Genomic DNA, 12,281 nt, shown 5'->3' with positions numbered 1-12,281 from the left:
GCTCTACGATAAAGCAACTCGACCGTCGAGATTTCCTGAACGTTTTACGCGTGCGCGAAATCCCGCATCCCGCTCGAGGTGAGTTTATCCGTAGGTGCCGCCCCCGCCCGGACTTACCTTCATCGATCGACGGGTTCCGTCGCGAGAGAGGAAAAGCCGTGTGCGGCAGGAGAACGTATCGAGGGGCGCGGTCATGAGGCGCCTGCTGCGAAAGATGGTGCTGGTGTCGGCGCTCCTGGTGGCCGCCCCCGCACTGGTGGCCGGATGCACGCTCGGAAAAGAAGACGGCGTGGTCTATTTCCGCTTCGCCAATTCCCCGACCGCGCTGTCGCTGGTGCGCATCGCGGACGAGCTGGGCTACTGGGATAACGCCGGAGTCAAACCCGAGTACGTCGGCCCGGCCACCGCGGTGCCCGCGGTGCAGCTGCTGGATCAGGGCAGCATCGATATCGCGACGGGCATGTTCAACAACGATATCGACGGCAAGGTGAAGGGTTTCAAGTTCACCGCCATCGCCTCCAGCATGCTCGATCTGCCGAACGAGCCGCACATGGCCTACTTCACCAGGGCGGGCTCGCCGATCACCAAGACCAACCTGAAGGCACTCGAGGGCCGCACGGTCGGGCTGAACGGCTCGAACAGCTGCACCGACCTGCTGATCAAGCGCTACCTGCAGAACAACGGCGTCGACCTGGCCAAGGTGAACTTCCTGGAGCTCAAGCCCGAGCTCATCGCCCCCGCCATCGAGCGCGGCGAGGTCGACCTCGGCGTCTTCCACCCGCCGCTGGTCGGCGTGCTGCTGAGCAAGCCCGCCGAGTTCACCCAGGCCTTCACCTCGTTCGACGACTGGGGCCCGCTCGGCGGCCAGGCGCCGTACGTGGCGAGCAATGCCTGGTTGCAGCGGAACCCGGACGCGGCACGCGAATTCGTCGGCATCATCGCCAAGACCGCGAACTGGGCCAATGCGCACCCGCGGGAATCCGCCGAGATCGCAGGCAAGACCACCGGCTACCCGGTGGAGCAGACCACCAACTGGCACTACGCGCCGAACGCGCTGCTGGACAAGGCGAGCCTGCAATTGTGGTGGGATCTGGTGGCCGAGGTCGGGAAGCCGCTGCCCGGCTCGGAGAATCTGAAGCCCGAGGACATCGCGACGAATGCCTTCAACCCGTTCGCGAAGTCGGCCGATCTGCTGGAGAGCCAGGATCACAACACCACCATCCTGACCGAGGAGCAGAACACCGGGATCTTCGACACGCACCTGGTCGATATCGCGAAAGCGGAGAAGTGAGATGACCGGGCAGACGGTCGCCGGATCCGCGACGAAAATCGAGGCGCGGCACGTCACGAAGCTGTATCCGAAACCGGGCTGGCGCTCGAAGGCGCACACCTCGGTCCTGGACGAATTCGACCTCCGGATCGAGACCGGCGAATTCGTCTCGCTGCTCGGCCCGAGCGGCTGCGGGAAATCCACGTTCCTGAACATCCTGGCCGGGCTGGAGAGCTACAACGGCGGCGCGGTGCTGGTCGACGGCGAGCGGGTGCGCGGCGTCAACCGCAATGTCGGCGTCGTCTTCCAGGGGTACGCGCTGTTCCCCTGGCTCACCGCGCAGAAGAATGTCGAGGTCGGGCTGAAGATCCGCGGCGTGCCGCGGGCCGAGCGGCGGGAGCGCGCGGCCGAGGTGCTGAAGACGGTGGGGCTGGCGGCGGCGGCCGATCGGCTGCCCCACCAGCTCTCCGGCGGCATGCGGCAGCGCGTCGCCATCGCCAGGGTGCTCGCCTACGAGCCCGAGGTGCTGGTCTTCGACGAGCCGTTCGCCGCGCTGGACGCGCAGACCCGCGAGTTCCTGCAGGGCGAGCTGCTGCGCATCTGGGAGTCGGGCGGGGTGCGCAAGACCGTCCTTTTCGTCACGCACTCCATCGACGAGGCCATCTTCCTCTCCGACCGGATCGCGGTGATGACCCGCGCCCCCGGCCGGGTGAAGGCGCTCATCGACGTCGAGCTGCCGCGCCCGCGCGGCAGCGCCGCCCGCAGCTCCGAGGAGTTCGTGCACATCCGCTCGCAGGTCGCGCGGATTCTGGAGGAGGAGGTGCGCGGTGGCCACGATCACTGAGCCGGCGCGCGATACCGCCGCGCCGGACGAGGAGCGGATCGCGCCGCCGAGGGCACCGAATCCCTTCCTGGCGAAGTACGGCAGGCTGCTCTACGGCGCCGTCGGGCTGGGGCTGTTCCTGCTGCTGTGGTGGTGGGTGGTCGCCTCCGGGACGGTGAACCCGCTCTACCTCTCCACCCCGCAGGAGACCGCGCGGGCCTTCGTGGACGGGCTGGCCGACGGCTCGCTCGGCACCGAGGTGTGGCCGAGCGTGCAGCGCGCGGTGCTCGGCTTCGCCATCGCGCTGGTGGCCGGGATCGGGCTCGGCATCGTGGTCGGCTCGGTGCCGGTCCTCCGCAAGCTCTTCGAGCCGATCCTGCTGTTCTTCCGCAACCTCTCGCTGCTGGCGCTGCTCCCGGTGTTCGTGGTGTTCCTCGGCATCGGCGAGGAGTCCAAGATCGCGATCGTGGTGTGGGCCTGCTTCTGGCCCATCTTCGTGAACGCGGTCGGCGCGGTCGGCGGGGTGGAGCGCATCCTGCTGAATGCGGCGCGCACGCTCGGCGCGGGCCGCGGCTACATCTTCACCCGGGTGGTGCTGCCCGCCGCCATTCCGGCGATCTTCCCCGGCATCCGGCTCGCCGCCTCCAACGCCTTCACCGCGCTGGTCGCCGCCGAGCTGGTCGGCGGCGCGCACGGCATCGGCATCTACATCAACAACGCGGCGCTGCGCTACCAGACGCCGCAGATGTACGCCGGGATCCTGGCGCTCGGGCTGATCGGCATCCTGGTGAACGGGGTCATGGCGGCCGCCGAGTGGCGGCTGACCGGCTGGCAGCGCGGGCTGACGAACAAGTGAGCGTCGCGCGCCGGGCCAGGGTTGCCGCCGTCCTCGCCGTCGTCCTGCTGACGGCGGTGCTTGGCTGCGGCGGCGAGCCGAAGGTCGACTACGCCGCGGCGCGCGACGCGGGCGCGCTGGTGGTGTACGTGGGGGCGGGCGAGGATCGGGAGATCCTGCGCTACGTCGCCGAGGAACTGCTGCCGGACTCGGTGCGGCTGGAGCTGGCCGACGCCCCCGGCGACGCCAATGCCCGGGTGTCGTCGGGGGCGGCCGACCTCGCCTACTTCCAGCACATCCCCGCCTTCGAGGCGGACCGGCGGCAGCACGGCTACGACGACCTGAGCGTGGTCGCCGCGGCCACCGTCGTCCCGTACGGGCTGTACTCGGCGCGCTGGCGCAGCGTCGCCGAGACACAGAGCTGGGTGAATGCCGGGCTGGTCGCCGACGATATCGCGGGCGACAGCCTGCCGCACGGCTCCCGGGTCGCGCTGCCCGCCACCCCGACCGGCTTCGCGCGCGGCCTCTACCTGCTGCAGAGCGCCGGACTTGTGCTGCTGGACCGCCCGTTCGGCGGCACCACCGCACCGGATCTGACCATCACCCAGGCCAATGTGCGCGATTCGCTGCGGCACCTCACGCTGCTCGGGCTCAGCTACGACGAGTACCTGGACGCCATCTACCGGGGCTACGACGCGGTGGTGCTGAACCCGGAGCAGGCCCGCTCGCTGGGGCTGGAACCGGCACGGGACGCGCTCGCCCTCGAGCCCGGCCCGCGGAACCCGTACGCGCACGTCCTGGTCGCGCCCGCCCGGCTCGCCGGCGACCAGCGGGTGCTCGAGCTGACCCACGCGCTGGAGAGCCCCGAGCTCGGGCAGTTCCTGGCGACGACGTACCGCGGCGCGAACATCCCCGTGGCCCGATGAGAGAGACGTTATGACACACAACGCAATTCGCCGTCCCGCGGCGGCCGTGCTCGCGGCCGCGCTGGCCTCGGTGCTGCTGGCCGGTCCGGCCGCGGCGCACGTGCGCAGCGACGGCGCCCCGGTGGCGCAGGGCGGGTACGGGGTCGTCGGGCTGATCGTGCCCGGCGAGTCGGAGCAGGCGGACACCGTGAGGCTCACGGTGACCATCCCGGCCGGCGTCGACCTGAAATCCGCGCGCACGCTGCCGGTTCCGGGCTGGACCGCGAGCGTGCAGCGGCAGGGCGAGCGGGTCGCGCGGATCGTGTGGACCGCCGATACCCCCGCGAGCGGCTACGGCGCCACCGAGTACCAGCTGTTCTCCTTCTCCGCCGGGCCGTGGCCGCAGGGCAGGGAGTCGGTGGCGCTGCCCTCCGAGCAGAAGTACAGCGACGGCACCGTGGTCGCCTGGAACGAGGTCGCGGTCGATAAGGAGAGCGAGCCCGAGCATCCCGCGCCGGTGGTGACGCTGAGCGCCGCCGACGGCCACGACGCGCACGGCGGCTCCACCGAGCACCACCACGACGACGAGCAGGTCGCCGCGGCGGCCGACGGCAGCGATTGGCGGAGCGCGGTCTCGGTGCTGAGCCTGCTGCTGTCGCTGGCCGCCGCCGCGGGCGTGGCCCTGCTGCTGCGGCGGGATCGTGGCGCCTAGGGGCCTGTTCCTGGTATTCGCCGTCCTGGCGGCGGTACTGGGCGGTGCCGGGGTGGCTTCGGCGCACGCCTCGCTGGTCACCACCGCGCCGGTCGACGGCGCGCACGCCGAGACGGCCCCTGCGGAGCTGGTGCTTCAGCTCAATGAGCCGGTCACGGTGGTGGACGGGTCGGCGCAGCTGATCGACGGCGCCGGGACGCGGTTCACGCTGGCCGGGGTCCGGGTGGACGACGGGCAGCGGCGCCTCGTGCTCGTCCCCGCCGAGCCGGTGCCGGACGGCGCCTACCTCGCCACCGCGCGGGTGGTGTCGGCCGATACGCACGTGGTGTCGCTGTCCATCCGGTTCACCGTGGGCGCGGTGACCGAGCAGGGTGAGTTCGCCGCGCCCGCGGGCGGGGCCGGGATCGAGCGGTTCCTGAACTCGCCCGGCCGCTGGCTCACCTACCTCGGGCTCGTGCTCTCCGCCGGGCTGTTCCTGGCCGCGCGGCTGGCCTGGCCCGATGTGCTGCGGTCGCGGCGGTTCGCGGTCGTATACCGGGTGGGCGGCGCGGTGCTGGCCGCCGGGTTGCTGCTGCGCTTCGCGGTGCTGGTGGCGCAGCAGTCGGGCGGGCTCGGGGCGGTGTCCCTCGCCGGTGCGCGGGTGCTGCTCGGAACACCGCACGGGTTGGCGTTGACCGCCGCGGTGCTGCTCGCGCTGGTGGCGGTCGCGGCCCCGCGGCCGCCGGTGGTCGTCACCCAGGCGGTGACCGCGATTCTCGCGGTGACGCTCGGCGGGCACGGTGGGTCGGTGCGGAGCTGGCCGTGGTCGTTCCTCGGGACGCTGCTGCACGTCTACGCGATCAGCGTGTGGCTCGGGGGAGTGGCGGTGCTCATCCTGGTCCGGCCAAGGACGGTGCCCGGGCAGCAAAGTGACGCGGGTCCTGCGCCGCAGCCACGCGTCGTGGCGAGATGGCTGCGGCGATCCCCGGCGGGCGCGCGGCGCGAGGGCAATCCGGATCTGCGGCGCTGGCACAGGGTCGCGGCCTGGCACGTGCTCGCCGTGGTGCTCGGCGGCCTGCTGCTCGCGCTGATCCAGGTGCGTCCGGCAGGCGCGCTGCTCGACACCCGCTACGGGCTGGTCCTGCTCGGCAAGATCGGCCTCGTGGCGGTGGCCGTCGCCTTCGGCTACCTCGCCTACTGCCACCTGCGCCGGGCGGTCCTGATCGAAGCAGTCGTCGCGGTGGCGATCCTCGCGGCGACCTCGATCCTCACCACCCTGCCCCCGGCCAAGGACACCTACACCACCGACATCACCGCCACCCTCGACTTCGGCGCCACCGAGGTCGTCCGCATCGGCATCGACTCCATCCGCCGCGGCCCGCAGCAGCTCACCCTCGCCTACACCCCGCCTGCCCCCGGCCCCGAGCCGAGCGTGAGCGTCGACCTCTCGTCGGCCGCCGCCAATGTGGCGCGGCTCCCGGTCACCCTCACCGCCGCGGTGGCCGGGGACGGCTCGCTGCTCTGGCGCAGCGACAAGCTCATCGTCCCGGCGCCGGGGGAGTGGAAGGTGACGGTGCGCTTCGACGCCGGGGCCGGGCCGAAACTGGCCTCGTTCCGCTACCGGGCGCTCTGAACAGGCGACAATGGCCGCATGGTCGAACTCGTGCTGGTCCGGGGCGATATCACCGAACAGGATGTGGACGCGGTGGTGAACGCGGCGAACTCGTCCCTGCTCGGCGGTGGCGGCGTCGACGGGGCCATTCACCGGAAGGGCGGCCCCGCGATCCTGGCGGCCTGCCGTGACCTGCGGGTATCGCGGTACGGGCAGGGGCTGCCGGCCGGGCAGGCCGTCGCGACGACCGGCGGTGATCTCCCCGCGCGCTGGGTGATCCACACGGTCGGCCCGGTGTGGTCGGCGCGGGAGGACCGATCGGAGCTGCTGGCCTCCTGCTACCGCGAGTCACTGCGGGTGGCGGACGAGCTGGGCGCGCGGACGGTCGCGTTCCCCGCCATCTCCACCGGGATCTACGGCTGGCCGATCGACGACGGCGCCCGCATCGCGATCGAGACCGTCCGGGCCGCCGACACCGCCGTGCGGGAGGTGCGTTTCGTGCTGTTCGGCCCGGAGGCGTACGACGCCTTCGCCGCCGCGGTGTGATGCCGGGGCTTCAGTCCCGCGTGACCTCGGGGCGGCGGAGCGCGCGCAGCGCGGTCAGTTCGGTGCGGGCGTCGGCGAGCACCGCGTACTCGGCCCGGATATCCCCGTCCTCCTGGATCCGCGGCGCGAAGCTGTAGACGGTGTGGTGCGAGGTGGGTCCCAGCCGGTCGACGATCCGCTCGAACATGTCCTCCTGCAGGTCGAACCCCGCGGTCGGATGGTCGGCGGTGACGAGGAATTGCTCGTCCGGGAAGGTCAGGACATCGCTGATCCCCATATCGATCCACCGCTGCCCGGCCGGCGTCTCCGGCCGGAACAGATGCACCTCGGAGAAGAGCGGATCGATCTCGATCTTCTGCCCCAGCCCGGGCCGGAAGCAGTAGATCTTCCCGTAGGCGGTGCGGAAGATCGGAATCTGTTCTCCCGCATACCCCTCGGGCAGCTCGACCGCCGCCAGCCATTCATCGGCGATCGGCTGCCAGTGGTGCGGATCGCAGACCCACAGCAGCCCGTCCCCGAACCCACCCAACCCGATATCCCGCCACAGGTCGAGCAGGAGCTCGGGAAGCCGTCCGCCGTACTCGGCGAAGTAGCCCGCCGGCACCGGAACCGGATCGATCGGCTCCGCGCGCCGGGACAGCAGGTCGAGCAGTTCGATACGCACCGCCGCGATCCTGCCACTCACGCTGCCCGCAGCGCCGCCCTGGCCTCCATGAGCGCGAACCCGAGCAGGTTCGACCCCCGCCAGCTCCCGGGATCGTCGGACCGCGGATCGTCACCGGCCAGCCCGATACCCCACACCCGATCCACCGGGCTCGCCTCCACCAGCACCCGATCCCCGGTCCCGAGCAGATACTCCCGCAGCTCCGAATGCGCGCCGAACTTGGCGGTGCTCCCCGCGACCACTACCGCGTACCGGTGCTCGTCCCACACCGCGTCGTCGAACCCGGGCACCGTCCGCCCCAGATCCTTCGCCTGCTTGGGGTGCCCCGCGGCCAGCACCGCCGCCGCCACCTCGTCCGCACCGAAGAGCATGGCCTTCCGCCACATCATGTAGTGCTCGGCGGTAGCGAACGACAGCCCCTCGACCTCGAACGCGGCGGGCCACCACTGACTCAGGCACCCTGCCCCGACACTCCCGTCGGCCCGCGGCCGGTGCCCCCAGAACTTCAGATACTTCACCCGCTCGCCCGCCGCAACGGCAGCCGTCAGCTCCTCCACCGATCGCATCCGAGCAGTCTCCCGCCCCGGCCCGCGGCTGTCACTCGATATTCACCCGCCCGACCCGATTCCCCGCCGCCACTTCCAGATAGGCCCCCAGCTCCGCGCGCAACACCTGCTCCAGCGCCTGCGCGAAGGTGCTCTGCACGACGCTCATGCCGAGCTCGCGCAGGTGCTCGAGCAGGGCGGTGGTGGCGGCGATCTCGGCGGCCGAGTCGGGCAGCCACCCGCGCCCGTGCTGGGCGACGATCTGCTCCTCGGCGGTGGTGATCATGAGCCGGGCGATCTCCTCGACCTTGGGCATCATGGCGGCGAAGACGTCGATGAGGCGGTGCAGGTCGAAGCCGTAGCCGTGCAGGGCGGCGAAGGTCTCCAGCAGCTCGGGGCGGGTGAACTCGACCAGGTCGTCGTCGAGGCGGGCGAGGCCGAGTTCGCAGAGCCGCTCCAGGTCGTGGTCGGCGACCGGGCGGTCCTCGTCGCCGCCGAGGAAGGCGTGCACGAGCTCGCGCGGCACCGTCACCGGGTCGCCGGCCTTGCCCCAGGTGGCGGTGACGGCGTGCTGCAGCCCGAGGATTTCGGTGAGGTCCTTGCCGGTCTCCCAGCTGGTGATGAAGTCGGCGATGTGGCCGGTGGTGAAGCCGCGCTGCAGCAGCGCGTCGATGATCTTGAGCCGGGCCAGGTGCGAGTCGTCGTAGATGAGCGCGCGGCCGCTGCGCCGGGCGGGCGTCGGCAGCAGGCCGCGCTCCTGGTACGCGCGCACATTGCGGGAGGTGGTGCCCGCGGCCCTGGCGAGATCGTCGATGCGGTACTCCGCCATCACCCGCCGTCCTTCCGTCGCCCCGCTACCCGGCCTCGACCTTAGCCGAACGGCACCGCGATCCCGGGCGCGGCGCGAACCGGTTGCCGCGGGGTGAGCACGTAGTCGTCCAGGTCCACCGTCGCCAGCTCGCGCACGTACTGGGTGCCGAAACCGGGGTACATGGTGGCGTTGAAGCCGTCCTCGGTCAGGTACCAGCTGCGGCAGCCGGAGTTCCAGGTGGTCGCGGCGAGCCTGCGCTGCAGCCGCGCGTTGTACCGGTCCTGCACCTCGCGGCGCACCTCGAGCCCGCGCAGGTCGCGGCTCAGCAGCACGCCGATGGCCTCGGACAGGTACTCGAGCTGCGCCTCCATGTAGACCAGCGCGGAGTTGTGCCCCGGGCCGGAGTTCGGGCCGAAGGTGAGGAACAGGTTCGGGTACCCGGCCACCGTGATGCTCTTGTAGGCGTAGGCCCCGCCGCGCCACTCGGCGGCCAGCTCGCGCCCGCCGCGCCCGCGCACCGGGATCGGCGTGCCCTGCTTGGAGACCTCGAACCCGGTGGCGAGCACCAGGCAGTCGGCGCGGTGCTCGATGCCCTCGGCGGTGCGGATGCCGTCGGGATGGATCCCGGCGATCGGCCAGCTGACCAGCTTGCAGTTGGGCTGCTGCAGCGCCGGGTAGTACTCGCTGCTCATGAGCAGTCGCTTGCACCCGGCCCGGAAATCGGGGGTGAGCTGGCGACGCAGCCACGGATCCCGCACCTGGCTGCGCAGGTGCGCCCGCGCCACCGACTCCACCACCCTGGTAAGCGGCGAATTCCAGACCACGCCGAGCGCCACCGACTCGTGGCCCCAGAACCAGGCCTCGCGCGCCAGCTTCTCGCCCGCCGGAACCTGCCGGTAGAGCTCGCGCAGCAGCGGCGGGGTGCGGTGGTTCAGCCGGGGCAGCACCCAGCCCGCGGTGCGCTGGAAAACCCGCACCGACTCGGCCCGCCGCACCAGCTCCGGCACGATCTGCACGGCGCTGGCCCCGGTGCCGACCACCGCGACCCGCTTGCCGGCGAAGTCGTACTCGTGATCCCAGCGCGCGCTGTGGATCACCTTCCCCTCGAACCGGTCCAGCCCCGGGATGTCCGGGTAGCCGGGTTCGGCGAGCGGCCCGGAGGCCAGCACCACGCTGCGCGCCCACAGCGTCGGCTGCTCGGCGAGCGACACCTCCCACAACCCGGTGAGCTCGTCGTAGGCGATCCCGGTGACGGTGTGGCCGAAGCGGATGAGCGGCCGCACGCCGAACTCGTCGGCCATGTGCTCGATGTAGCGCAGGATCTCGGCGCTGCCGGAGTAGGTCCGCGACCAGTCCGGGTTCGGCGCGAAGCTGTAGGAGTAGAGCCGGGACGGGATGTCGCAGGCGGCGCCGGGGTAGGTGTTGTCCCGCCAGGTGCCGCCGATCCTGGTATCCCGCTCCAGCACCGCGACATTGCGGATGCCTTTCTGCCGCAGCCGGATCGCCGCGCCGATGCCGGCGAATCCGGCGCCGATCACCACCGCGTCCAGCGGCGAGCCGCCGCGCCCCGGCAGGGCCGTCACGCCGCTCACGCGACCGGCTCGTAGGTGAGCTCCTGCGACCAGCTGGGCTGCTTGGCCAGGAAGCGCTCCGGGATGCGGGCGGTGATCTTCACCATGGCGTCCGCGAAGAGGTGGTAGGGGTGGCCGCGGTCGATCACCCAGTCGCCGTGCATCTTCACGATCCGGTACATGGGCACCCGGTTGGCCTGCGGCATCCGCTCGCCGACCTGCTTGAACTTGCGCATGGCCGAGTACAGCTTCTCCTCGTCCACGCCCATGGCGACGATATTGTCGCGCATCTTGTTGAGCAGCGGCACGTAGCTGAGCACCCCCACGATGAACGAGGGTTTCGCCCAGCCGCCGACCAGCTCGATGGCGAGCTTGCGCGCGCCGGAGTGCCCGAGCAGCTCCATGACCGCGTAGTCGGTGGCCAGGTGCCGCGACTCGTCGGCATTGATCTTCTTGAAGACCTCCTGCGCCACCGGGTCCTCGATCTCGTCGGTGACGAACTTGATGAGCGCACCGTCCAGCGCCACCTCGAGCATGGGGATGACGGTGCCGAGGAAGGACAGCGACATGTCGTCGGCGTGCTTGTCCAGGAAGTCGATCACCAGTTTGACATTGATGTTCGGCTCCGGGATCTCGTCGCCGTCGAGCATGCCCCAGCGCCGCATGAGCGCCAGCTCGGCATTGGCGTGCCGCTGCTCCTCGGCGTGGAAGTACCGGTAGATCTGCTTGAGCGTCTCGGTGGGGGCCTTGGTGGCCATGGCGGCGAAGCCGCGCGCGCCGACGTTCTCGATCCACATGAGGTCGGCCATGAAGGGCTTGAGCTTGGCGTGCAGGGCGGGGTCGATGAGCTCGGCTCCCGGGGCGTCCCAGTCGAATTCGGCCAGCGCCCACTGCTTGGCCTTGATCTTGGCGAGCATGGTGTCGAAGTCCACGACGGTTCTCCTGTCGGTGCGGGGTCAGGCCGGCCGGGCGATCGGGGCGTCGGCCTCGGCCAGGGCGGCGGCGACGAAGGTCGCGGTGTGGTGCAGCGCGGCGGTGGCCTCCGGGACCAGCAGCGGCAGCGCCTGGAAGACGTGGATCCGCCCCGGCCACAGCTGCAGCTCGCAGCGCTGCCCCGCGGCGGTGAGCATGGCGTGCAGATGCCGGGCGTCGCCCGCCAGCATCTCCTCGGCGGCGGCCTGCACGAAGACCGGCGGCAGCACCGCGCCCTGCCGCGCCGTGAGCCGCAGCCGCGGCGAATCCACCTGCTGGCCCTCGGTGTACAGCGCGACCATGGGCTTCCCGGTGGCCGCGGGTGCCATGGGGTCGGGGCGGGCCCGGTCGTGCTGCTCGGCGAGCGTGAAGGTCAGATCCATGAGCGGCGAGTAACAGAAGACGCCCGCGGGCTGCGGTGCCTCCCGCTCGGCCTGCTGCAGCACCAGATCGAGCGCGAGGTGCCCGCCCGCCGAATCGCCGCCGACCACGAGATCTCCCGCGCGGTACCCGGATTCGAGCAGGTACCGGTACCCGGCGGCGATATCGTCGGCCGCGGCGGGGAAGCGGTGCTCGGGCGCGAGCCGGTAGTCGACCACGAAGACCGGAAGCCCGGTCGCCGCGGAGAGCCGCGCGGCGAGCCCGCGGTGCGTGCGCGCCGAGCAGATGACGTACCCGCTGCCGTGGATGTAGTAGATCGCCCGCGACCCCTCGGCGACGCCCGCGGCCCGCACCCACTCCCCGCTGACCCCCGGCTCGCGCACCGCCCGCACCCTGGTGCCCGGCGGGACCGGCCCGAACGCCGCCATCACCCCGGCGATGATCTGCCTGCCCGCGAAGATCCCGGCGGCATTGAGCGGCAGCGCGCCGTTGAGGTGCCGCAGGCTGCGGGCGGAGAGCTCCGCCGCGAGCCTGCTGCGCAGCGACGCCGCCGCGGGGACCGGGGTCGCCCGCGAGGTCACCGTCGACCGTGGGGTTGTCATGGTCAACAGCATCAGCCCCCTATGTGCCATTTGTCAATGGCACATAGGGGGGA

General features: G+C 71.3%; 13 protein-coding genes. 7 read left to right on the top strand and 6 right to left on the bottom strand.

Annotation, left to right across the window (positions count from 1 at the left end):
• Positions 1 to 193 precede the first annotated feature (193 nt).
• The 7 genes from AB0H71_RS04435 to AB0H71_RS04405 are packed head-to-tail and all read left to right on the top strand — an operon-like array spanning position 194 to position 6,682.
• Entirely contained in the window at positions 194 to 1,291 is a 1,098-nt protein-coding gene (locus AB0H71_RS04435) for an ABC transporter substrate-binding protein (protein ID WP_357014736.1), read from the top strand.
• A gap of 1 nt (position 1,292) precedes the next feature.
• Positions 1,293 to 2,114: an ABC transporter ATP-binding protein gene (locus AB0H71_RS04430; RefSeq protein WP_357014734.1), complete on the top strand. Its 822-nt coding sequence runs from the start codon at positions 1,293 to 1,295 to the stop codon at positions 2,112 to 2,114.
• Positions 2,098 to 2,949 carry an ABC transporter permease gene (locus AB0H71_RS04425; protein WP_357014732.1) on the top strand — a complete coding sequence of 284 codons (852 nt, stop codon included), beginning with the start codon at positions 2,098 to 2,100 and terminating at the stop codon, positions 2,947 to 2,949. Before AB0H71_RS04430 ends, AB0H71_RS04425 begins: the two co-directional genes overlap by 17 nt.
• Positions 2,946 to 3,854 (top strand): MetQ/NlpA family ABC transporter substrate-binding protein, encoded by a 909-nt coding sequence (locus tag AB0H71_RS04420; protein ID WP_357014730.1) that lies wholly within the window; start codon positions 2,946 to 2,948, stop codon positions 3,852 to 3,854. Before AB0H71_RS04425 ends, AB0H71_RS04420 begins: the two co-directional genes overlap by 4 nt.
• 10 nt (positions 3,855 to 3,864) lie before the next feature.
• Positions 3,865 to 4,545 carry a YcnI family protein gene (locus tag AB0H71_RS04415; RefSeq protein ID WP_357014728.1) on the top strand — a complete coding sequence of 227 codons (681 nt, stop codon included), beginning with the start codon at positions 3,865 to 3,867 and terminating at the stop codon, positions 4,543 to 4,545.
• Positions 4,535 to 6,157: a copper resistance protein CopC gene (locus tag AB0H71_RS04410; RefSeq protein WP_357014726.1), complete on the top strand. Its 1,623-nt coding sequence runs from the start codon at positions 4,535 to 4,537 to the stop codon at positions 6,155 to 6,157. Before AB0H71_RS04415 ends, AB0H71_RS04410 begins: the two co-directional genes overlap by 11 nt.
• A gap of 18 nt (positions 6,158 to 6,175) precedes the next feature.
• Entirely contained in the window at positions 6,176 to 6,682 is a 507-nt protein-coding gene (locus AB0H71_RS04405; RefSeq protein ID WP_357014724.1) for an O-acetyl-ADP-ribose deacetylase, read from the top strand.
• Between the two features lie 10 nt (positions 6,683 to 6,692).
• Here the strand turns inward: AB0H71_RS04405 and AB0H71_RS04400 are convergent, their stop codons facing one another.
• From AB0H71_RS04400 to AB0H71_RS04375, 6 genes are read right to left on the bottom strand one after another with little or no spacing between them, the layout of a single operon-like run.
• Positions 6,693 to 7,346: a GAD-like domain-containing protein gene (locus tag AB0H71_RS04400; protein ID WP_357014722.1), complete on the bottom strand. Its 654-nt coding sequence runs from the start codon at positions 7,344 to 7,346 to the stop codon at positions 6,693 to 6,695.
• Positions 7,347 to 7,363: 17 nt separating this feature from the next.
• Positions 7,364 to 7,912 (bottom strand): NADAR family protein, encoded by a 549-nt coding sequence (locus tag AB0H71_RS04395; RefSeq protein WP_357014720.1) that lies wholly within the window; start codon positions 7,910 to 7,912, stop codon positions 7,364 to 7,366.
• A gap of 31 nt (positions 7,913 to 7,943) precedes the next feature.
• Complete coding sequence (locus AB0H71_RS04390; protein WP_357014719.1) at positions 7,944 to 8,720, bottom strand: MerR family transcriptional regulator; 777 nt, start codon at positions 8,718 to 8,720, stop codon at positions 7,944 to 7,946.
• A 41-nt stretch (positions 8,721 to 8,761) separates the two neighbouring features.
• On the bottom strand, positions 8,762 to 10,294 hold the full coding sequence (locus tag AB0H71_RS04385; RefSeq protein WP_357014718.1) for an NAD(P)/FAD-dependent oxidoreductase: 1,533 nt from the start codon (positions 10,292 to 10,294) through the stop codon (positions 8,762 to 8,764).
• Positions 10,291 to 11,190 (bottom strand): ferritin-like domain-containing protein, encoded by a 900-nt coding sequence (locus AB0H71_RS04380; protein WP_357016164.1) that lies wholly within the window; start codon positions 11,188 to 11,190, stop codon positions 10,291 to 10,293. The genes AB0H71_RS04385 and AB0H71_RS04380 overlap by 4 nt, the downstream gene beginning before the upstream one ends.
• Positions 11,191 to 11,229: 39 nt before the next feature.
• Positions 11,230 to 12,228 (bottom strand): alpha/beta hydrolase, encoded by a 999-nt coding sequence (locus AB0H71_RS04375; protein ID WP_357014715.1) that lies wholly within the window; start codon positions 12,226 to 12,228, stop codon positions 11,230 to 11,232.
• Positions 12,229 to 12,281: the final 53 nt, after the last annotated feature.

It is taken from the genome of Nocardia sp. NPDC050697 (genome assembly GCF_040654395.1).
Classification (GTDB): domain Bacteria; phylum Actinomycetota; class Actinomycetes; order Mycobacteriales; family Mycobacteriaceae; genus Nocardia.
The sequence above is the reverse complement of the archived record's forward strand: the minus strand, read 5'-3'. Positions and strand labels throughout refer to the sequence as shown.

Excerpts from the sequence above, each read along its gene's own strand:
- AB0H71_RS04435 (WP_357014736.1), top strand. The coding sequence starts at position 194 with ATGAGGCGCCTGCTGCGAAAGATGGTGCTGGTGTCGGCGCTCCTGGTG.
- AB0H71_RS04430 (WP_357014734.1), top strand. The coding sequence starts at position 1,293 with ATGACCGGGCAGACGGTCGCCGGATCCGCGACGAAAATCGAGGCGCGG.
- AB0H71_RS04415 (WP_357014728.1), top strand. The coding sequence starts at position 3,865 with ATGACACACAACGCAATTCGCCGTCCCGCGGCGGCCGTGCTCGCGGCC.
- AB0H71_RS04405 (WP_357014724.1), top strand. The coding sequence starts at position 6,176 with ATGGTCGAACTCGTGCTGGTCCGGGGCGATATCACCGAACAGGATGTG.
- AB0H71_RS04395 (WP_357014720.1), bottom strand. The coding sequence starts at position 7,912 with ATGCGATCGGTGGAGGAGCTGACGGCTGCCGTTGCGGCGGGCGAGCGG.
- AB0H71_RS04390 (WP_357014719.1), bottom strand. The coding sequence starts at position 8,720 with ATGGCGGAGTACCGCATCGACGATCTCGCCAGGGCCGCGGGCACCACC.
- AB0H71_RS04380 (WP_357016164.1), bottom strand. The coding sequence starts at position 11,190 with ATGCTCGCCAAGATCAAGGCCAAGCAGTGGGCGCTGGCCGAATTCGAC.
- AB0H71_RS04375 (WP_357014715.1), bottom strand. The coding sequence starts at position 12,228 with ATGACAACCCCACGGTCGACGGTGACCTCGCGGGCGACCCCGGTCCCC.